This is a genomic window from Streptomyces sp. MP131-18, assembly GCF_001984575.1.
Classification (GTDB): Bacteria; Actinomycetota; Actinomycetes; order Streptomycetales; family Streptomycetaceae; genus Streptomyces; species Streptomyces johnsoniae.
Map to the genome: position 1 here is coordinate 347,542 of NZ_LZNS01000001.1, position 21,454 is coordinate 368,995.

General features: G+C 72.1%; 15 protein-coding genes. 5 read left to right on the forward strand and 10 right to left on the reverse strand.

The genetic code is table 11. From position 1 onward, the window contains the following. Positions 1-289 precede the first annotated feature (289 nt). The 4 genes from STBA_RS01700 to STBA_RS01715 are packed head-to-tail and all read left to right on the forward strand — an operon-like array spanning position 290 to position 6,501. Positions 290-2,011, forward strand: coding sequence for a beta-L-arabinofuranosidase domain-containing protein (locus STBA_RS01700; RefSeq protein WP_077057535.1), 1,722 nt, complete (start codon positions 290-292; stop codon positions 2,009-2,011). After that, positions 2,005-3,465, forward strand: a complete 1,461-nt coding sequence (locus STBA_RS01705) for a glycoside hydrolase family 28 protein (protein ID WP_216355901.1) — start codon at positions 2,005-2,007, stop codon at positions 3,463-3,465. Before STBA_RS01700 ends, STBA_RS01705 begins: the two co-directional genes overlap by 7 nt. Continuing rightward, the gene (locus STBA_RS38575) at positions 3,462-4,814 is read left to right on the forward strand and encodes a glycoside hydrolase family 28 protein (RefSeq protein ID WP_077057536.1); all 1,353 of its coding nucleotides are present in this window, start codon (positions 3,462-3,464) and stop codon (positions 4,812-4,814) included. Before STBA_RS01705 ends, STBA_RS38575 begins: the two co-directional genes overlap by 4 nt. Then, positions 4,801-6,501 (forward strand): acyltransferase, encoded by a 1,701-nt coding sequence (locus STBA_RS01715; protein WP_077057537.1) that lies wholly within the window; start codon positions 4,801-4,803, stop codon positions 6,499-6,501. Before STBA_RS38575 ends, STBA_RS01715 begins: the two co-directional genes overlap by 14 nt. A 19-nt stretch (positions 6,502-6,520) precedes the next feature. On the opposite strand, the gene STBA_RS01720 is transcribed toward STBA_RS01715, so the two are convergent. Continuing rightward, positions 6,521-8,578 (reverse strand): hypothetical protein, encoded by a 2,058-nt coding sequence (locus tag STBA_RS01720; RefSeq protein ID WP_171987615.1) that lies wholly within the window; start codon positions 8,576-8,578, stop codon positions 6,521-6,523. A 152-nt stretch (positions 8,579-8,730) separates the two neighbouring features. On the opposite strand from STBA_RS01720, the gene STBA_RS01725 reads away from it, so the two are divergent. Further along, positions 8,731-10,221 carry an ABC transporter substrate-binding protein gene (locus STBA_RS01725; RefSeq protein ID WP_077057538.1) on the forward strand — a complete coding sequence of 497 codons (1,491 nt, stop codon included), beginning with the start codon at positions 8,731-8,733 and terminating at the stop codon, positions 10,219-10,221. 28 nt (positions 10,222-10,249) lie between these two features. Here STBA_RS01725 and STBA_RS01730 read toward each other — a convergent pair whose 3' ends face one another. From STBA_RS01730 to STBA_RS01770, 9 genes are read right to left on the reverse strand one after another with little or no spacing between them, the layout of a single operon-like run. Beyond that, positions 10,250-11,473, reverse strand: coding sequence for a DUF5605 domain-containing protein (locus tag STBA_RS01730; RefSeq protein ID WP_171987616.1), 1,224 nt, complete (start codon positions 11,471-11,473; stop codon positions 10,250-10,252). Further along, complete coding sequence (locus tag STBA_RS01735; RefSeq protein WP_107484958.1) at positions 11,470-12,885, reverse strand: DUF5060 domain-containing protein; 1,416 nt, start codon at positions 12,883-12,885, stop codon at positions 11,470-11,472. The genes STBA_RS01730 and STBA_RS01735 overlap by 4 nt, the downstream gene beginning before the upstream one ends. Further along, positions 12,882-13,979: a sialidase family protein gene (locus tag STBA_RS01740; protein WP_077057540.1), complete on the reverse strand. Its 1,098-nt coding sequence runs from the start codon at positions 13,977-13,979 to the stop codon at positions 12,882-12,884. Before STBA_RS01740 ends, STBA_RS01735 begins: the two co-directional genes overlap by 4 nt. Then, positions 13,976-15,019, reverse strand: a complete 1,044-nt coding sequence (locus tag STBA_RS01745; protein ID WP_077057541.1) for an oligopeptide/dipeptide ABC transporter ATP-binding protein — start codon at positions 15,017-15,019, stop codon at positions 13,976-13,978. Before STBA_RS01745 ends, STBA_RS01740 begins: the two co-directional genes overlap by 4 nt. 26 nt (positions 15,020-15,045) lie before the next feature. After that, entirely contained in the window at positions 15,046-16,119 is a 1,074-nt protein-coding gene (locus STBA_RS01750) for an ABC transporter ATP-binding protein (RefSeq protein WP_077057542.1), read from the reverse strand. Between the two features lie 30 nt (positions 16,120-16,149). Further along, positions 16,150-17,331, reverse strand: a complete 1,182-nt coding sequence (locus STBA_RS01755) for an ABC transporter permease (protein ID WP_079251645.1) — start codon at positions 17,329-17,331, stop codon at positions 16,150-16,152. Positions 17,332-17,337: 6 nt separating this feature from the next. Beyond that, positions 17,338-18,339 (reverse strand): ABC transporter permease, encoded by a 1,002-nt coding sequence (locus tag STBA_RS01760; protein ID WP_077057543.1) that lies wholly within the window; start codon positions 18,337-18,339, stop codon positions 17,338-17,340. An 18-nt stretch (positions 18,340-18,357) separates the two neighbouring features. Continuing rightward, positions 18,358-20,352: an ABC transporter substrate-binding protein gene (locus STBA_RS01765; RefSeq protein ID WP_079251646.1), complete on the reverse strand. Its 1,995-nt coding sequence runs from the start codon at positions 20,350-20,352 to the stop codon at positions 18,358-18,360. After that, entirely contained in the window at positions 20,342-21,304 is a 963-nt protein-coding gene (locus STBA_RS01770) for a dihydrodipicolinate synthase family protein (protein WP_077057544.1), read from the reverse strand. Before STBA_RS01770 ends, STBA_RS01765 begins: the two co-directional genes overlap by 11 nt. Positions 21,305-21,454: the final 150 nt, after the last annotated feature.

Genomic DNA, 21,454 nt, shown 5'->3' on the forward strand with positions numbered 1-21,454 from the left:
CGTACCGGGGGCCGGGCGGGCCGTCGCCGCCCGTTCCGCCGCCCCCGAGCAGTATCTGCGCACCGCCCGGTGGCGCGGACGCGCGCCCCGTGGGCGGCGGCCCGCCACCGGACCCAGATTGTTCGAGTGAACAGAAACTAGAACCGCACCCCGTCCGCGTCAACAGCGCCGGTGGCGCGGGAGGTGAATATCTATCCAGATGCCCGGCCTTGTTGACGGCGACGACCACCACTCCTAGCCTGTCCGGCATTCGTGTTCGTTCGAACATTGAGAACGGTGTGACGGACCCATGCCCAGCATTCCGGCAACGTTGCTGTTGGAGGAGCGCGCCGAGCAGGCGATGAACGCGGTCACCGGACTCGCCGACCCTGATCTCGGCCATATCCCCTTCTTCAGCGCCAACCTCCTCGCCGAACCGGCCTCGCTGGTGCACGGCGACTACGACTACGGCTCCAGCCACGGCCGCCTCACCGACGCCTGCGTCCTCGCCCGGCAGATGACCGGCGCATCCTGGTGGCAGGAGACCGAGGAACGCTACAAGGCCACCCTGCTCGACCTGCTGGCCGACGACGGGCTGAGCTACCGGCGCACGCACCCCCGCGGCCACTGGGCGGCGCACGCCAACCTCATCGATCAGCGCGCCACCCTCCTCGCGCTCACCACCTGGTACGTGGACAGCGGCGACGAACGGGCGCGGCGGGCCGCCGACCGGCTCGTCGCCGCCCTGCGGCGGATCGCCGTCAAGGAGCGCGACGTGTGGTACTACCCCGCGTCGGAATACACCCCCCGCGGCTGGCCCTCGGACAACGCGGTCCACCTCCGACTGGCGCCCGACCCCGCCTCGTTCTGCGGCCGGCTCATCATGCCGCTGCTCCGCCACCACCAGGCGACGGGCAGCGCCGACGCCCTCGAACTGTGCGGCTGGTTCACCCGGCTCATCACCGAGAAGAGCGGCGTGTTCCTTTCCGACGGCAGCTTCAACCCGGCGCTCGCCTACCGCAGCGGCCACTTCCACACCCGGCTCGGCACGCTGGACGGCATCGCGCGGTACGCGGTCCTCAGCGGCGACCACTCCCTGACCCAGTTCGTGAAGAACGCCTTCGACTGGGCGCTGACGCAGGCCACCGCCTTCGGCTGGACCCCTGGCGACCTGGCCGACCAGCGCTACGAGCACGAGACCTGCTCGCTCGTCGATCTGATCGGCATCGGCACCACCCTGGCCCGCGCCGGGCACACCGCGTACTGGACCGTGGTCGAGCGCTTCCTGCGCAACCACCTCGCCGCCTCCCAGCTCACCGACACCGACTGGGTCCGCTCGGCGCCCGACCGCTCGCTCGACACACCGGGCTGGGAGACGCACCACCGCGTCGGGGAGCGGGTACGGGGCGCGTTCGCCGGCTACGGCGCGCCCAACGACTACGTCTCCGACGTGGTGCTCGGCCGCGGTCACACCAGCGACGTCCAGGCGTGCTGCGTCGGTTCCGGGGTGCGCGGCCTGTTCACGGGCTGGAACGCGGTGGTCACCGGCGACGAACGGCTCCTCCGCGTCAACCTGCTGCTCAACCGCGGCAGCGCACTCGTCGACGTGCTCAGTCATCTGCCCTACGAGGGGCGGGTGGACCTCCACGTGCGCGCCGACTGCCGGGAGTTGCGGCTGCGCGTGCCGCCCTGGGCCGGTTACGCCCACCTCGCCGTCGCCCGGCACCCGGCCTCAGGACCGGCGGTCACCGCCTCAGGACGGGACGCCGGACTGTGGGCGCCGGACGGCTTCCTCCGCCTCGAACGCCCCCGGGCGGGCGAGCGGATCACCGTCACGTTCCCCCTCGCGGAGTCCACCACCGACGAGGCCGCGGCCGGGCACATCTTCCGCGCCCGGTGGCGCGGCGACGACCTCGTAGGCATAGAACCGGAAGGCAGATCGCGACCGATGTACAGTCCCCGCACCCTGGAACCGAATGCCCCGCGGCGCCCCCGCGCCCTCCACGTCCCGGACCGGGAGTGGTCGTGGTGAGCCGCAACGAAGGACCGGAGCGCCCCGATGCCGCGACCGGCCCCGCCCGCAGGACGTTCATACTCGGCGCGGGCTCGACCGCGGCGCTCGCCCTCGGTGCCGGGACCGGGGCCGCCGCCGGCGCACCGGCCCGGCGGCCGAGCGACGCGCAGGCGGCGCGGATCATGGCGGGGATACGCCCGCCCCGGTTCCCGCGCCGCACCGTGACCGTCACCGACCACGGCGCCGTGGGCGACGGGACGACCGACTGCACCGCGGCCATCGCCAGCGCGATTGCCGCCTGCCACGCCGCGGGCGGCGGCCACGTCATCGTTCCCGAGGGCACCTACCTCACCGGCGCCGTGCACCTGCGCGACAACATCGACCTGCACCTCGCCGCGGGCGCCACGCTCCGCTTCAGCCGGGACCCCGCCGCGTACCTGCCTCCTGTCCACACCCGCTACGAGGGCATCGAGTGCCTCAACTACTCCCCCTTCGTCTACGCCCACGGCTGCCGGAACATCGCGCTCACCGGCAGCGGGGTGATCGACGGACGGGCGGACGACACCCACTGGTGGGACTGGACCAGGGGCGAGGACGGCGGCGACTCCCCGGAGAGCATCGACAAGCGCACCCTGCGCGCCTGGGCCGAGGAGGGCGTGCCCGTCGAGCAGCGGATCTTCGGCGGCGGCCACCACCTGCGGCCCAACATGATCCAGTTCTACGACTGCCGGAACGTCCTCATCGAGGGGGTGACGGTCAAGGACTCGCCGATGTGGAACATCCACCCCGTGCTCTGCCGCAACGTCACCGTCCGCGGCGTCAGGGTGGAGAGCCCGAACGGCCCCAACAACGACGGCTGCAACCCCGAGTCCTGCGCCTACGTCCTGATCAAGGACTGCGTCTTCAACACCGGCGACGACTGCATCGCCTTCAAGGCCGGGCGTGACGCCGACGGCCGCCGGGTGAACGTGCCCTGCCACAGCGCGCTCGTCGAGGGCTGCGAGATGCGCGACGGCCACGGCGGCGTCACCATCGGCAGCGAGATGACCGGCGGCGTGCACAACATCCTCGCCCGCGACTGCCGGATGGACAGCCCGCAGCTCGACCGGGCGCTGCGCCTGAAGTCCAACCCGAACCGCGGCGGTCACATCACCGACATCGTCTTCACCGACATCACTGTCGGCACGGTCGGCGACGCCGTGATCGAGATCGCGCTGGACTACGAGAACATCGACACCGGCGACCACTACCCGGACGTGCACGGCATCTCCGTGCACCACCTCACCGCCGAATCCGGCTCGCTCGCGTGGAACCTGCTGGGCAACGACGCCAACCCCATCCGCGACGTGCTGCTGCACGACTGCGCCTTCGCCGGTATCGAGGAGGGGTACGTCACCGAGAACGTGACGGGTCTGGTGCTGCGCGAGGTCACGATCAACGGCGCGGACGCCGGCGATGGAGGAGGCGCGTGACCGCCTCGCCGGCGGACCTCGCCCGGCGGCAGGCCGACGCCATCGCCGCGCGCGTGCGACCGCCGCGCTTCCCCGACCGGGAGTTCCCCGTCACCGCCCACGGCGCCGTGGGCGACGGGATCACCGACTGCACCGCGGCCATCGCCGGCGCCATCGCCGCCTGCCATGCCGCGGGCGGCGGCCACGTCATCGTCCCCGAGGGCACCTACGCCACCGGGGCGGTACGGCTGCTCTCGGGGGTGGACCTGCATCTGCACGCAGGCGCCACGCTCGCGTTCAGCCGCGATCCGGCCGCGTACCTGCCGCCCGTCCTCACCCGGTTCCAGGGGGTGGAGACGTACGGCTACTCCCCCCTCGTCTACGCGCACGGCCAGCGGAACATCGCGGTCACCGGCGCCGGCGTGCTGGACGGGCGGGCGGACCCGGACCACTGGTGGCCCTGGTCGGGGCAGGAGGAGTTCGGCTGGCGGCCCGGCATGCCGCAGCAGGAGGACGACTGGCCGCAGCTGTGGGCGCAGGCCGAACGGGGCGACCCCGTGGCGGAGCGGGTCTACGCCGCCGGCCACCACTTCCGCCCCAACTTCCTGGAGACGTACGACTGCGAGAACGTCCTCGTCGAGGGCGTCACGTTCGTCCGCTCCCCGATGTGGGTCATGCACCCGGTGCTGTGCCGCAACGTCCTCGTGCAGAACGTCACCGTCGACAGCATCGGCCCCAACAACGACGGCTGCGACCCGGAGTCCTGCCGGGACGTGGTCATCCGCGGCTGCGTCTTCAACGCGGGCGACGACTGCATCGCCGTCAAGTCGGGTCGGGAGGCCGACGGCCGCCGCGTGAACGTGCCCAGCGAGAACATCCTCATCGAGGACTGCGTCATGCTCCACCGCTACGGCGCCATCACCCTGGGCAGCGACATGACCGGCGGCATCCGCAACGTCTTCGCGCGCCGCTGCCGCATCGGCGGCCCCGGCCTGTACTTCGGCCTCTACATCAAGACCAACTCCGTCCGCGGCGGCTTCGCCGAGAACGTCCAGCTGGACGACCTCTCGGTCACGCACCTCACCAAGGAGTTCCTCACCTGCGACTTCCACCGCGGCGAGGGCGACACCGGGGATTACCCCCCGCACGTCGGGGACATCGGCGTCCGCAACGTCACCGTGGGGCAGGCCCGGCGCGCGCTCCTGGCGCGCGGCTACCCGCACGCCCCCATCCGCGGTCTCCGGCTGGCCGACTGCTCCTTCGCCGCGCTGGACGAGGCCGACCGGCTCGAACACGTCGAGGGGCTCGTCCTGGACGACGTGTCCCGGCCGGAACCGACCCGGAGGGACGAGCCCCATGACGCCATCTGACACCCCGGACCCCCGTGCCGTGCCCGGGCGCCACGACTGGTGCCCCTGGCTGTACTTCGGCTCCGCCACCGACGCGGAGCGCGACGCGCAGCGCGCGTGGCAGCGGCGGCTGACCGAACGGCTGGCCGACCAGGGCGGCGAGACGGAACTCACCGGCGACGTCTACGTGTCGCCGTGGGCGGGAGTCTTCACCGACCGGCTGCACATGGGGGAACGCTCGTACGTCGCCGCGCACGCGTACGTCACCGACGAGGTGACGATGGGCCGGAACTGCACGGTCAATCCCTACACGGTCGTGCGCGGCAGGGTGCGCATGGGCGACGGGGTACGCGTCGGGGCGCACAGCTCCGTGCTCGGCTTCAACCACTCGATGGCCCCCGACCGGCCCGTGCACAAGCAGCCGCTCGTCTCGAAGGGAATCGAGATCGGCGACGACGTGTGGATCGGCTCGCACGCCGTCGTCCTGGACGGGGTCTCCATCGGCGCGCACTGCGTCGTCGGCGCGGGCGCGGTCGTCACCGGCGACCTGCCGGAGTGGTCGGTCGCCGCCGGCAATCCGGCCCGGGTGCTGCGCGACCGCAGGGACCCCCCGGCGGCGCGCGCCGCCGCCCCAGCGGCGGGGCCGACCGGCCTGGAGGCGCGACTGGAGGGATTCGCCGCGCGCGCCCGCGAGCAGGCGCCCGAGGTGCTGGCCCGCTGCCTGGCCGAAGCGCCGGACGGCAGCCCGGCGTTCGCCGACCGGCCGGGCGCGCCCCGCACCGTCCGGGCGGACTGCGACGCCGTCGAGATCGCGCACCTGCTGCTCGGCGGCCCGCCGCCCGGCATCGACACCGGCGACCTGGTCGCCCGGCTGCGCGGGGCGCAGGACCGGCGGACCGGCCTCGTTCCCGAGCACGGGGGCGGGCCGGCGACGCTGGACGACGACAGCGCGATGTACCACATCCTGTGCGTCGGCTACGCGCTCAAACTGCTCGGTTCCGGTTTCGAGCACCCCGTGCGGGCGGTCCACGAGCTGACCCCGACGGAACTGACAGACCGGCTGGAGGCGTTGCCGTGGGAACGCGCTGCCTGGCGCTCCGGCCACTGGGTGGACGGCGTCGGCACGGCGGTCCTGGTGAACCTGGAGGACTTCGGCCTGCGGGCACCGGCCGCCGACACGCTCTTCGGCTGGCTGCTCACCCACGCCGACCCCTGGCACGGCCTGTGGGGCCGCCCCGGCGCGGCCGACCGCTGGCTCCAGCCGGTCAACGGCCTCTACCGGCTCTCCCGGGGCACCTTCGCCCAGTTCGGGCTGGGGCTGCCGTACCCGGAGCGGGCCGTGGACACCGTCCTCACCCACAGCGCGGACACCGCGTTCTTCGGAGCGGGCCGGGGCGACGCCTGCAACGTTCTCGACGTCATCCATCCGCTCTGGTCGTGCGCCCGGCAGACCGCGCACCGGCTGGACGAGGGCCGGCGGTGGGCCCGCCGGCAGCTCGACCGCCTGCTCGGCGGCTGGCGGGACGGGCAGGGCTTCGCCTTCGCGCTGGTGCCCGGCGCCGGACCGCGCCACCAACCGGGCCTCCAGGGAACGGAGATGTGGCTGGCGATCGCCTGGCTGCTGGCCGACCACCTGGGCATCGGTGAGGCCCTCGGCTACCGTCCCGCGGGCGTCCACCGCCCCGGCCCGGCCCGCCTCGGACTCTGAGCCGCTTCCCCGGCGGGGGTCAGCCGTCCGCCGCCGGGGCGCCGCGGAGGCGGAGGGCGCCGGCGAGCACCTGGGCCGTCACCCAGGACGGGTCCCACGTGTTGCTGGTGCCCCGCGCCTGCCAGTTGGTCGGGAAGAAGCCCTCCGCCTGCTCGCCCGGGTGGGCGAAGTCCCACTCCCCCGGCCGGGCGCAGATGCCCTGGCCCATCGCGTGGATCATCGTGTCGGCCAGGTCGGTGTACTCCGGACGCCCGGTCAGGTCGCCGAAGCGGGCCAGCTCGTGGACCGGGAAGAACACGTCCACGTGATGGTTCTGCACGCTGACGCCCGGCCACCCGGCGGCGGCGAAGCCGCGCTCGCGCAGCGGGGAGCCCGGCGGGTAGGTGGGATTCCACTGGTAGACCCAGGTGAGGAGCCAGTCGGCCGCCGCCGCGGCCCACTCGCGGTAGCGGCTCTCGCCGGTCAGCAGCAGGAGCTCGTACGCGCACAGGAAGAACGCGATGCCCCCCTCCTTGTCCTCGCACGCCGCATCCAGGGTGGCGTGGGAGAAGGGTGTGGCGAAGTCGTCCGCGTGGGCCCGCTGGTAGCGGCGGAGCAGGCCGGCGGCGTCGCGAAGGAGCGCCGGCGAGGGCGTCACCCGCTGGGCCTTCAGCAGCGCCAGGACGCAGGGCAGCCCCGCCGCGCCCGGCGGCTCGGGCAGCGGCTCCCCGTCGTCGAGCGCCCAGCCGAGCGGTACCAGGCCGTCGGGGAGCAGGCCGCGGCGGACGGCGCCGAGTCCTTCGTCCAGGGCGCGGAGCCAGCGATCGGGTACGGCGCGGCCGTGGTCGCGCAGCAGCACGATCACGTCGGCAAGATCGCCCAGCGTGTCGCCGAACGCGCGGGCGGAGACGACAGGGCGGCCGTGGCGCTCGAAACCGGTCCAGCGGCCGTCCCCGACGTGGTGGAAGCTCAGCCGCAGGCCGGGCGGCGCCCCTTGGGCGCTGCCGTCGAGGTAGAAGTCGACCGCGCGCCGGCAGCGCCTCAGCCGCCACTCCTCGCCGCGTTCGAGGCCGAGGCGCGCGTCGCACCACGCCAGCCGCAGGCACTGGCCGGTCCAGCCGTACATGAAGCCCGGCGCATGGCCGGGTCCGTGGAACTTCAGGTACCCGGCGGCGCCCGCCGCGTCGTGCCACCGGCGGTCCAGGGCCGCGGTCTTCAGCTCGACGATCTCGTCCAGCGACAGCGGCCGGGCGCCGGACGGCGCGTACCGCCGCAGCCCGTGGTGGACCAGGTCGCGGAAGCCGTGGCCGGGGCGGCTCGGCCGCCCCCAGCGCAGGGCGTGCCGGAGCGTGATGGCCGCACCGGGGGCGAGGTCGCGGTAGCCGCCGGGGTGGGGCGCGGTGGCCGCCTTGTGCGTGTAGGCGACGTCCGGCTCGCCGTTGAACATCACCGGGCCGCTGAGGGCGAGCAGCGCCGTCCCCTCGCCCGGGACGGGCGCGAGGGCGCCCAGGGAGCCGTCGCCTGGGTCGAGCGCGTACAGCGTCAGGAAACGGGGGCCGGTGGTCCCGGGCCACTCCGCGTGGACGCCGGGGACGGGCAGCCGGTGCTCCTCGACGACGAGCCCGCCGTGCGCCCCCACGCCGAGCCTCGGCACGACGCGGTCGGGGTCGGCGGAGGGGTTGCCGCGGTAGAGGACCCCGGGCAGGGTGACCGACGCTGCCGTGGCGCCCGGGAGGGGCAGCGCCAGGCCCACCGCGACGTCCCGCAGCGGGCGGGCGCCCGCGTTGCGCCAGACCACCTCCGTGTGCAGCGCGCCGTCGCCGAAGGCGAACGTGGCCTCGGCCACCAGCGGGCCGACCCCGCAGCGCACCGTGAGCCCGGCGCCGGAGCGGCGGACGGCGGGCTCGCGCGCGCCGGGGAAGGCCAGGCTCCAGGGCCGTCCGACGGAGACGGCCAGCAGGTCCCCGAGGCCGGCGGCGAGATAGCGGCCGTCTTCCCCCGACAGGCTCAGCCGAACGGCCGGGCCGTCGGCCTCGATCTCCAGGATCATCCCCTCGCCCTCGACGCGCAGCGTGCGCGCCGCCCCGGAGGTGTCCATGGCTCCCCTTTCGTCCGGCAGTGCAGACAGACGCTGCACGAGTGTTGACGCCCCTGCCGCACCTCGCAGGATAATGGCATTCATATGGTATGCCACTCGTGCACAACTGAGCGTCTCCCACCGAATCCCCCGGCAGAAGGAGCAGTGTGACCATGAGTGAGGACTCGAAGGCCGACCGGCAGGCCCGGCGGCTCTCCCGCAGGAAATTCGTCGGCGCCGGCGCTCTCGCGGGCGCCGCCGGTGTCGGCGCGCCGCTCCTGGCGCCGGGCACGGCCGGCGCGGCAGTGGCCCCGCACGCCGCACCCAGCCGGTATGCCACCAGGTCCGGAGCGGTCTGCACCCCGGTCCCCAACCAGTACGACGAGCCGTTCGAGGTCTGCGATGACGAGCTGTTCGTCTTCGTCGCGAACTACAAGCCGTTCGAGCTGGCCGGCTTCTTCGACACCGTCATAGGGAACGGGCTCGCCGCGGCGTTCCCCGACGTCCCGCTGAAGGTCGCCGTCTGGGACCAGCCGATCCGGTACGAGGATCTTGAGGCGGCGGGGGTGGTCCCCGACATCATCATCGACGACCCGCGCCGGCGGATCGACCGGGAGCTTGAGCCGCGCGGGTGGGTGAGCGACCTCACCGGCGACCTGGCGAACGCCGGCATCGACCTCGGCACCCTCAACCCGGCGGCAGTGGAGCTGATCAGGGCCCGCTCGGACGGCGGCGTCTACGGGGTGCCGCTGTTCGTCGACGACTTCGTGCTGCTCCACAACAAGAAGATCTTCGACCGCTTCCGCGTGCCGTACCCGACCAACGGCATGACGTACGACCGCGCGTTCCGGCTGGCCGAGCGGCTGACCAGGGAAGTGGACCTGGTCGCCTACAAGGGCTACCTCCAGCACCCGGACAACTACCTGGACTACAACCAGCTCGGGCGCTACCCGTTCCTGCCGACCGGCAGCGAGAACCCCGCGCCGGAGGACGTCCGGGTGGACATCACCTCGGCGGGGTGGCAGCGTCTCGGCGCCAACATGGAGCGCTTCCTGTTCATCCCGCGGAACATCTTCACCACGGTGGACGACTTCTTCCAGACCGGCCACGTGGCCATGGCCGTCGACACCCTCTGGAAGTTCAACTCCTACGCGCTGAACGAGATATACATCGACCCAGCGGACCTTGAGCAGTGGCGGGGCCTGGCGGAGAACGTCGACCTCGCCCTCACCTCCGTGCCCGTGCTGGGCGGCGGCGACGAGGCCACGTACCAGCCCAACACCCTCGCGGCCTACGTGCCGCCGCAGTCGAACAAGCGGCGGCAGGCACTCGACGTCGTGAAGTGGCTGGTCTCCGAGGAGGCGCAGGTCGCGCTCTCCTCGTACGGCATCAAGCCCGCGCTGCGCTCCGACGCCGTCGTCGACGCCTTCGGCAGCGCCTCCCCCGCGCTCGCCGGCATCGACACCTCCGGCGTCTTCTGGGGCGACAACGCCGTGGTGACCGGCTACGAGCAGACCGAGTACTGGGACATCCCGATGTACATGGTCTTCCGCCAGCACGTGCTCAAGGACGGGCTGTCCGTCTCCTCCGCGCTCACCATCACGGAGACCGTGGACATCCCGAACTACATCCGCGCCCAGGCGGAGGCCGGCTTCGACTGGTGACGGCCGGGTCCGCCGGACGCCGCGCGGCTCACGCCGCGGGCGCCCGGCGGATGCGCACCGCGTGGTAGGGCAGCGCCGGAAGCTCCACGTCGAACCGGTCGGCCCGCACGGTCACCGGCGCGCCGACCGTCATGTTCCAGACGTCGATGACCTCGATCCGCCAGGTCCCCTCGCCCATCCGGAAGTGGCGCGCCGGATAGCGGTGCGGGCCCAGGTACGTCAGGCAGTACTCGCCCGGCACCTCGACCGTCGAGGCGTCGTAGTACGCGGGGTTGTGCCGCAGGCCGGGGGGCGCGTCGGCGAGGATCTCCCGCAGGAAGGCGATGCGGGCGGGGGCTTCGCCGTGCGGGGTGCCGCCGTGCGTCCGCCAGGGCCGGGAGCCGTAGGACTCGCCGTGGGTGGCGTAGCCGCCCTGGCACACCCCCTCCCAGATCCGGGAGACCAGCTCGGGCGCCGGCAGGCTCAGCCGGGGCGTCTGTGCGTCGCCCTCGGCGCCGCAGTCGTCCAGGATCACCGGCTTGCGCAGGTCCGCCACGAGTCCGGCGACGGCCCGCGGCTCTTCGTGCCGCACGCTGGCGTGGGTGATCCAGGGCGCGCCGAAGTCGGTCTCCGGGCTGCCGTGGACGGTCAGCGGGTGGCGGCCGTGGTCGAACTCCAGGATGGTGGCCTGGAGTTCGGGGTCGCGTGGCGCGCACCACCAGACGTTGCGGAACGCCGCGAGACGGGCGACGGTCCCGGCGATGTCGCGCCCGTGCAGCGGCACCTCGGCCTCGATGCCCAGTGCCAGCAGGCCGCGGACCTGCCGCTCCAGCCGGATGAGCGGCACGCCGGCCGGGCAACGGAGGCGGACCCGGTTGAACGGGCCGGCCGCCAGCGCCCGCAGGGTGGGCCGCGTGACCTGGGCCACGGTGGTGCCGAGTGGGTGGAAGGGGAGCCCGTCCGCGTGGTGGAAGCGGAGCCCGCGGACCCGCACCGGGCCGTGGTTGGCCGGCCCGGCGGGGGTGCACACGAAGGTGCCCTCCGTGCCGGCGGCGCGGTAGTGCCACACGCCCTCCTCGTCCGGCATGAAGCGGGCCACGCGCCGGCCCGAGTCGTCGGTGAAGCCCGCGGCGGTGAACCGGCGCCCGCCGTGGACGAAGACCACCTCGGGGCCCGGCCCAGGCCCGGGCGGCGGGCCGGGCAGGGGCAGCTCCAGGACGCCCCACCGCTCCACCTCATCGGACGGGCGCACCCGGTTCGCGGCGTCGTTCACTCCACCCTCCGCATCCTCAGAGCCATGTCCTGCCGGCCGCCCAGCGCCACCCGGACGTTGTTGCGGTACGTGCCGTCCAGGGGGGTTACGGTCATGCCCCAGGTGTCGACCAGGTCGACGCGGTACGCGGCGCCGACCGGCAGCCGGACGTCCCGGTGGGCGTGCTGCCGGTCGCCGAAGTACTCCAGCCAGTACTCCCCCCGCCGCCGCGCCGCGGGAAGGTCCGCCGGGCCCTCCTCCAGCAGCCGGCGCAGGAACGCGATGCGCGGCACGCTGTCGCCGCGCAGTCGGCCGCCCCTGGAGATCCAGGCGGCGCCGCCGCGGTCGGCGTCCGGGTAGCACTCGCCGTGCCCCACGTACCCGCCGGCCACGGCCGCGTGCCAGAACTGGCGGGTCAGCGCGCGGGCGGTGATGTTCCCCCAGCGCCGCTCGACCGTGCCCTCGTAGCCGATCTCGTCGATGACCACCGGCTTGGGGCAGCCCGCCAGCCAGTCGCCGGTCAGCCGGGCGTCCCAGTGCTGGATGCTCTGGTGGGTGGTCCAGGGCCGGGTGAAGTCGTAGATCCGCTCGTAGGCGTACATCCGGGTGCCGTTGTGGATGGACCGCGGACGCTGGTAGGGGTCGTGCCGCTGGACGAACTGGCCCAGCCGGTCCCAGTCCTCCAGGGTCTTGGCACGGTTGAAGTCGTACTCGTTCGCGATGGACCACCACACGTTCCGGTAGGCGGACAGCCTCGCCAGCGTGTGGCGCAGCAGGAAGAGGTCCTGCTCGCGGCTCATGTCGTCGACGCCCCAGTGCCCCTCGTCGTAGGGGTGGAAGAGGATGACGTCCGCCACGATGCCGAGGGCGAGCAGGTCGCGCACCCGCCGCTCGAAACGGGCGAAGAACCTGGGCTCGAAGCGGGTGCGGTCGAGCGCGCCCGGGGTGTCACCGGGGAAGGCGAGCAGCGGCGGCGTCATATGCCTGGTGGGCAGCAGGCACATGCGGACCTTGGTGAACGGCGAGGCGGCGAGGGAGCGGAGGGTCAGCTCCTCGAAGGCGTCGTCCGCGTAGTGCGTCCAGTGGTAGCAGGTGGTGCCCAGGGGGAGGTAACGGGTGCCGTCGGCGTACTCGAACCGCGTGCCGGTCACCCGCACCGGGCCGTGGTTGCCCGGGCCTGGCGGGACGCAGTCGAACGTGCCGCGCCGCCCGTCGAGTTCGGGCGTGCCGGAGCGGGTGACGTAAGTCCAGGTGCCCACCCGGTCCGGCATGAACCGGATGCGGTAGCGACCGTCGCCGTCGTAGAAGCCGTCGGCCTCCACGGTCCGGTTGCGGTACTGGAACACGGCGCTCAGCCGGACGTCCGTGTACGGGTTGCCGCGCACCGGCCCGTCGAGGGCGACCTCGAAGACCCCCCAACGCTCCACGGTCACGAGCGGCTCTCCCCCGGCCCGGGGGCCGCCACCCTGACCCAGTCCTCGTCGAGCCGCACGTACTTGATCGTCTTGCGGAGGAAGGAGTAGGCGAGGTGCAGCGCCCCGTCGCGGGTCTGGACGATGCTGGGGTAGGAGTAGCCCAGCTGGCTGTCCCGGTACTCCTCATCAGCCGTCTGGACGTCGCGGCGGTAGGGCCACGTGCGTCCGCCGTCCTCGGACAGCGCGAGCGTCAGCGGGGTGCGCAGCGCCTTCTTCCGCCGCCCCGCCCCCTCGCCGACCCAGCGGAACTGGTCGCGCTCCAGCGTGGCGTCGTTGTAGAGGAGGGCGAGGGCGCCGCCGGCCAACCGCGTGAGCTGGACGGCGGAGTTGTTGTTGGGCAGCTCGGTCCTGGTCAGCGGCTGCCAGGTCCGGCCCAGGTCGAAGGACTCGGAGGCGTGAATCCGGTCCGCGGCGCGGCTGCGGAACATCGCGAACAGGCTTCCGTCGGCGCGCTGCACGGCGGTCATCTGCACCAGGTGGTCGCTGTCCGGCAGGTCGTGCTCGCGCCACGTCCCGCCACCGTCCTGGCTGATCATGACGGTGCTGTGCTCACCGCCCGGACGGCACCAGTAGGCGGGAAGCAGCCAGGAGCCGTCGGGAAGGAACAGCGGCGGATTGCGCACGAAGATGCCGGGCCCCTCGAAGAGGACGCGCGGTTCGCTCCAGGTCCTGCCGCGGTCCCGCGAGGTGCGCACGATCAGCCGCGCCGTCTTCTGGTCGTGCGGGGTGTTGGAGGGGTGGAACAGCCACACGGTGCCCTCGGCGTCCTGGGCGAGGACGGGATTCTGCTCGGAACGCTCCGGGTCCTGGGCCAGCGGCAGCGGCTGTGACCAGCGCTCCCCGCCCCGGCTCAGCCGCGAGAGGACGATGTCGGTGCCCGGGTCGCCCTCCTCGGGGCCGTTGAACCACGCGCACAGCAGGTCCCCGTCGTCCAGCTCCAGGAGGTTGGCCGCGTGGCTGTCGCCCGGGTGGCGCACGGGCAGCAGCGCCTCCCGCAGCGCCGGGTCCCGCGGCGACGTCCTGACCACGCCGTCGAAACGCGGATCGTTCACGAGCGGACTCCCCTCAGTTCGAGCTCCTCGGCGAAGTGGCAGGCCGCCTTGCGGCCGGGCCGGATCTCGCGCAGCGCCGGGACCTCGGTGGCGCACCGGTCGCGGGCGTGGAAACAGCGCGGGTGGAAGGGGCAGCCGGCCGGCACCCGCGAGGGGTCGGCGACCTCGCCGCGCAGGACGATGCGCTCCTGGCGGCGCGCCGTCGGGTCCGGGTCGGGGACGGCGGACAGCAGCGCCTCGGTGTAGGGGTGGAGCGGCCGGCCGTACAGCTCGTCCGTGGCGCCGGTCTCGACGATCCTGCCGACGTACATGACCACCACCTCGTCGGCCATGTACTCGACCACGCCGAGGTCGTGCGAGATGAAGAGGTAGGTCAGGTCCTCCTCGTCCTGGAGGTCCTTCAGGAGGTTGAGTATCTGCGCGCGCACCGACACGTCCAGGGCGCTGACCGCCTCGTCGGCCACCACCAGCCGCGGGGAGAGCGCCAGCGCCCGCGCGATGCCGACGCGCTGGCGCTGGCCGCCGCTGAACGCGTTGGGGTAGCGCCGCATGTGCTCGGGGCGCAGGCCGACCCGGCGCAGCAGCTCCGCGACCTGTTCCTCCAGCTCCTCCCGGCCGAGACCGCGGTTGACCCGCAGCGGCTCGCCGACGATCTGGAGCAGGGTCATCCGCGGGTTCAGGGAGGCGAACGGGTCCTGGAAGACCATGCGGATCTGGCTGCGGTACGGCTTGAGCGCCGCCTCGTCGAGCGCGGCGAGGTCCACGGTGCCGCCGTCGGCGGGGTCCCGGAAGAGGATCTGGCCGGCGGTCGGCTCGTACACCCGGAGCAGGCAGCGCCCCAGGGTGGACTTGCCGCAGCCGGACTCCCCGACCAGCGCGACGGTACGCCGGGCGGGGACGCGCAGGTCGACGCCGTCGACGGCGCGCACCTGGCCGGCGACGCGCCCCAGCAGGCCGCGCCGGAGGGGGAAGTGCTTGGTCAGCCCGCGCGTCTCGAGCAGCGCGACGTCCTCGCGCGGGGCTGCGGTGGTGCTGGTCACGGGACCATCCTTTCCCGGCGGCGGGTTCACGTGCCTTCCTCCTCGCGGCTCTCCCGGTGGCTGTCCGGGTGGTTCCCGGGGCCGCCGGCCCGGTCGGGGGCGGCCCCGGTGCCCTCGTAGAGCAGGCAGCGCACCTCACGGCCCGGCTCCGGGCCCGCGACGGGCGGGGGCACCGTCACGTCGCACCGCCCGGCCATGAACTCCTCGCAGCGCGAGTGGAAGGGGCAGCCGGACGGCCTGCGGTAGGCGTGGGGCACCATGCCGCGGACGGGCCTGAGGCGTTCGCGCGCCCCGGTGCCCAGCCTGGGGATCGAGCGCAGCAGCGCCTTCGTGTACGGGTGGCGGGGGGAGCGGAAGACGGACACGACGTCGCCGCGTTCGACGACGTTGCCCATGTACATCACGGCGACGCGGTCCGCCATCTGCGCCGCCACCCCCAGGTCGTGGGTGATCAGCATGACCGCCATGCCGAAGTCGTCCTGGAGGGAGCGGAGGAGCTCCAGGATGCGGGCCTGGGTGGTGACGTCCAGGGCGGTGGTCGGCTCGTCGGCGATGAGCAGTTCCGGGTTGCAGGCCAGGGCCATGGCGATCATCGCCCGCTGGAGCATGCCCCCGCTCATCTGGAAGGGGTACTCGTCGACGCGGCGCCGGGGGTCGGGGATGTCCACCCGGCCGAGCAGCTCGATGGTGCGCCTGCGGGCCTCGGCCTTCGTGACCCGCTCGTGGAGCAGGATGACCTCGCCGATCTGGTTGCCGAGGGTGTGCATCGGGCTCATCGACGTCATCGGCTCCTGGAAGACCATGGCGATGCGCTTGCCCCGCACGGCGCGGACGGCCCGGGTGTCGGCGGACACGAGGTCGACCATGCCGTCCGGGGGCTGCCTGACCCAGATCTCGCCCCCGGTGATCCGCCCGGGCCGGTCGACGAGGCGGAGGATCGAGCGGGCCATCACGCTCTTGCCGCATCCCGACTCGCCGACCACGGCCAGCGTCTCCCCGCGGGCGATGTCCAGGTCGACGCCGTCCACGGCCTTGACGACGCCGTCGTCCAGGGTGAAGTGCGTGCGCAGGCCCCTCACCCGCAGGACGGTCTCGCTCACGGCTTCTCCTTCGGCTCGGTACGGGCGGTGTCACTTGTACGGGTCCGCGGAGTCGCGCAGCCCGTCGCCCACGAAGTTCATGGCGAGGACGGTGACGAACACCGCAAGGCCGGGGAGCATCAGCCACGGCGCGGTCTCGATGGTCCGCACGTTCTGCGCCTCCTGGAGCAGCACGCCCCAGCTGACCGCCGGGGACTGGAGGCCGAGGCCGAGGAAGCTCATGGCGGTCTCGCCGAGGATCATGGCGGGCACGGCCATGCTCAGCGAGGCGATCACGTGGCTGGACATGGAGGGCACCATGTGGCGGAAGATGATCCGGCGTCTGCCGCACCCGTCGAGCCGGGCCGCGATCACGAAGTCGTCCTCGCGCAGGGAGAGGAAGCGGCCGCGCACCACCCGGGCCAGGCCGGTCCAGCCGATCACCGACAGGATCGTGGTGATGGCGAAGTAGCGCATCAGCGGGCCCCAGTCGGGGGGCACGGCGGCCGAGAGCGCCAGCCACAGGGGCAGCGTGGGAATCGCCATGAGGAACTCGATGAGCCGCTGGATGGCGGTGTCGGGTGCCCCGCCGAAGTAGCCGGAGATGCCGCCGAAGAACAGTCCGAGCGCGAAGCTGACGACCACTCCGATGAGCCCGATGGACAGCGAGACCCGCGCGCCGTGGATGATGCGCGACAGCAGGTCCCGCCCGGATCTGTCCGCACCGAGGAAGTAGGCCCGCTGGTCGGCGTCCACCGGGCCGAAGAGGTGGCGGTCCATCGGGATGAGGCCCCACATCTCGTACGACTCCCCGCGGGGGAGGAGCCGGAGCGGGATCTTCTGCGAGGTGTCGACCGTGTGCTTCTGCTCGAACGTCTCGGGGTCCCGCCGGGTCTCGTACCCGTAGACGTAGAAATCGAGGCCGTCGGAGAAGCTGAAGTCCACCTGGATCGTCTGCGGCGGCGCATAGGTGAGCCGTTCGTCGGTGGCACTCGCGGAGGCGGGCGCCAGGAACTCGGCGAAGACGACGACGAGGTAGACGGCCAGGACCACGACCGCGCCGCCGACGGCCAGCTTGTGTTTGCGGAACTTCCGCCAGACCAGGCGCCACTGCGAGGCGCGGCCGAGCTCCGGGTCGGCGCCGGCCTCCCGCGCCGCGGACTCCTCGGGTGAGGAGCCGCCGCCGGTGTCCCGCCGTCCCTTCCTGGACAGCGCACGGGGCCATGACAGCATGCGCGCTCACTTTCCCTCGTAGCGGTACCGGATGCGGGGGTCCCACCAGGCCAGCGCCAGGTCGCTGATGAGCGTGCCGACGACGGTGAGGGCGCTGAGGATCAGCACGAAACTGCCCACCAGGTACATGTCCTGGTTCTCCACTCCGCCGAGCAGCAGCGGCCCCGTCGTGGGCAGGCTCATGACGATCGAGATGATGGTCTCGCCGCTGATCAGGCCGGGCAGCAGCCAGCCCACGGTGCTGAAGAAGGGGCTGAGCGACATCCGCACGGGATACTTCAGCAGCAGCTTCCACTCGGGCAGGCCCTTGGCGCGGGCGGCGACCACGTAGGGCTTGTACAGCTCGTCCAGCAGGTTCGCCCGCGTGATCCTGATCAGTCCTGCCGTCCCGGACATGCCGATGATGAGCACCGGCAGCCACATGTGGGAGGCCAGGTCGAGCAGCTTCCCGAGGTTCCACGCCGCGTCCTGGTACTCCGGTGAGAACAGTCCCCCGGGACTCTGGCCGAAGTACCGCATTCCGATGTACATGAAGAGCAGGGCGAGCATGAACTCGGGGATCGCCATGCCGACGAACCCGAAGAACGTGGCGAGGTAGTCGCCGGTCGAGTACTGCCGCACGGCGGAGAGGATGCCGATCGGGAAGGCGATCGCCCAGACGAACAGCAGGGTGCTGACCGACAGGAAGAACGACAGGCCGACCCGGTCCCAGATCAGATCGGAGACCGGCCTGCCGTTCCAGGCGAACGCCTGGCCGAAGTCTCCGTGCAGGACGATATTGGAGATCCATGTCCAGTATTGACTGAAGAAGGGCTGGTCGAGGCCGTATCTCGCCCGGAGCGCCGTCAGTTCGCCGTCGCTCATCAGCTCGCCTCTTGCTTCGGCCTGCGCCTCAAGCGTGGAGACGTAGTCGCCGGGCGGCAGGCTGATGATGAAGAAGGAGACCAGCGAGATCGCGAACAGGGTCACGACCATGAGCAGCAGGCGCCGGACGAGGAACGTGAGCATTTTCTCTCCCCGCCTCCGTCACGCCTCGTCGGAGATGAAGTACTGTTCCGGGTTGCTCGGTCCCGGGGCCTGGTAGGCCACGGAACCGGTAAAGGAGTCCGGCACGTTGTGGAAGCTCGTCTTCACCACGCCGTACTCGGTGGGCGGGGTGGAGATCCCGATGTAGAAGAACTCCTCCTTGGTGATCTCCAGGATCTGCCGGGCGAGGGCGGTGGCCTCCGCCGCGTCGAAGGTGACGAGCATCTCGTCGAAGAGTTCGAGCTGCTGCCTGATCCGCTCCGGCGGCTCGGTGCCGTCCCGGCCGGGGCGGGTGTACCACTTGGCCCATTCGGAGGCGAACCGCGAGGAGCCGCGCGGATTGGACGGCAGGTAGTAGTGGTTGCCGCCGGCGCCGGTACGGATGTCGAACGGGCCACCGGTCCAGGTGGACGCCTCGGCCTCGCCCGCCTCGACCCGTTCCCAGTAGAGCGTCTCGGCCATCCGCTGGATGGTCGCCTCGACGCCCACCTCCCGCCAGTCGGCGCGGATCAGGTCGAGCGCGTCGACCTGGTCGGCATAGTCGGACACCACGAGCACGTTGAACGAGATGGCCTCGCCGTCCTCGCGCAGCCGGATGCCGTCCCCGTTGCGCTCGGTGTAGCCGGCGCGGTCCAGGTAGTCGTTCGCCAGGTCCACGTCGTACGCCGTGTACTGCTCACCCATCTCCGCGTCGTGCAGGTCGCTGCCGGGGATGGGCGCGCACTGCCAGGGATGGCCCTGTCCGCCGAAGAGGGTGTCGATGATCTTCTGCCGGTTGATCGCGTGGGACAGGCCGATCCGGAAGTTCTTGTTGGCGAAGACCTCGCGCCGGGCGGCGTCCGGGTGGGTCTGGTTGAAGCCGATGACCATCGTGTTGACGGTGCTGGGGACGAAGTCGATCAGCTCGTAGCCGCCCTCCTCCCGGCTGGCGGCGACCACCGGCTTGTTGCGTATGGTGCCGAAGTGGTAGAGCTGCATGTCCAGATCGCCGTTGGAGACCTTGAGCACCTCGACCTCGACGTCCTGCACCACCTCGCACACCATCTTGTCGATGTAGGGCAGTTGACTGCCGTCGGGGTCGACCTTCCAGTAGTACGGGTTGCGCTCGGCGATCACGGAGGGGCCCTCGCCGACCTCGTTCTGCGCCAGCCAGGCGTTGAGGGTGGGGAGTCCGGGGTTCGCCCACGGGTCCGCCTGGACCACGATGTGGTCGACCCACCGGTTCATCCCGGCGTCCTGGGCCACGCCCTCCGCGTCGTCGTTGTACTTGGCGTGGAACTGCCTCAGGTAGTGCTTGGGCAGGCACATCACCACGCCCGAGGTGCCGGCGATCTGCTCCAGAAAGCCCGCCTTGGGCTCCTCGTAGATGTAGCGAACGGTGTGGTCGTCGACCTTCTCGAACCGCGCGGGCTCCCCGGACTGGGAGAGCCACAGCGTGTAGATGGAGTCCGGGTGCAGCTCGGAGTAGATGTTGTAGTCGTTGAAGGCGAAGTCGAAGTCGTCTGCGGTGACGGGCTCGCCGTCGGACCACTTCAGTCCCCGCCGCAGGGTGAAGACGTACTCCTTGCCGCCGTCCACCACTTCGTAGCTCTCGCAGACATTGGGCAGGATCTCGGTGGCCGCCGAGCCCTCCCAATGCGGGGCCCAGCGCACCAGTGGCTCGTAGCCGAGGGTGTAGCGCAGCCAGGACACGTCCTCCTGGGTGAGCATCGCCGAGTGCCAGGTGCCGCCGTAGACGCCGGTCCGCTCCAGCGGCTCGACCACCAGCGGGCTGTCGGGCAGGCGCTCCTCCACCGGGGGCAGTTCGCCTCGCTCGACCCGCTCGCGCAGCGACGGCGCCTCCTTGCCCTTCGCCCCGGAGCTGCTCTCCTCCCCCGCGGGGTCGGTGTCGAAGAAGCCGCAGCCGGACGCGGTGGCGACCACGAACAGCCCGGCACCGCCGCGCAGCAGGTCCCGTCTGTTCAGGGCCCGGCCTGCATTCCGTTCAGGTGTCATCTCCACGCTCCTTCGCGCGAACCGCCGACTCCAGCTCGCGGACCATCGGCACCACCGTCGAGGTGAGGCGCTGCCGCTCGTCCCCGTCGAGGAGGGCCAGCGGCTCCGCGGCGTGGTCGGCGTCGATGTGGCCGAGGCTCGCGAGTACGAACTTGTAGGTGCTGACGACCGTGGAGAGAGTCGGCGCCCGGCGTGCCAGGCGCATCGCCTCCAGGAGGTCGTCGAGCTGGTCCTGCATCTGCCGGGCCCGCGCCCAGTCGCCCGCCCGCGCGGCGTCGTACAGCGCCACGAGGTGGCGGGGGGTCAGGTTGGCCAGCGAGGAGGTGACCCCGGAGGCCCCGACGAACAGGGAGAGGTCGCTGATGGCGCTGCCGCCGGTGAAGCACCGCAGCTCCGAGCCGGCCGCCGCGGAGCGGCGCACCAGCCGCCGGAACCAGGCCATGTCGCCGTCACTGTCCTTGATCCCGGCGAGCACCCCCTCCTGCGCCAGCCGCACCACACAGTCCGCGGTCAGTGCGAACTTGGTCAGCCGCGGCATGTGGTAGGCGAGGATCGGGAATCCCACGGCCTCCGCGATCCGGCGGTAGTGGTCGCGCAGCTCCTCGCGGCCGAGCTCGGCGAAGTAGGGCGCGATGACGGACACCTGGTCGGCGCCCGCGTCCACCGCGGCCCGGGCATGGCGGATCGCGAGCCGGGTCGCGGTGTCGCCCACGTGGGCCACCACCGGCGCGCGGCCGGCGGCGACCTCGGCCGCGACGCGGACGGCGACGGCGCGCTCCGCCACGTCCAGGGCGTGGAACTCACCGGTGGTGCCGTTCATCCAGAGCCCGTGGATCCCGGCGTCGAACAGGTGACGCAGGTGGCATTCCAGGGAACGGGCGTCGACCGCCCCGTCCGGGGCCATGGGCAGGATGACGGGCGCGATGACGCCATGAAGGTTCCGGAACGGCATGGGCATCTCCGGGGGCATGTCAGTGGTATGCCATGAGTGTGCAGGGCGGGTAATATAGCGTCAACCCTCGTGCGACTGGATTCTGCGCGGCCGCATCGGAGCGGTCCGAGCGGGGCAGACGAACGATCGACCAGCGGCATACCATGACCC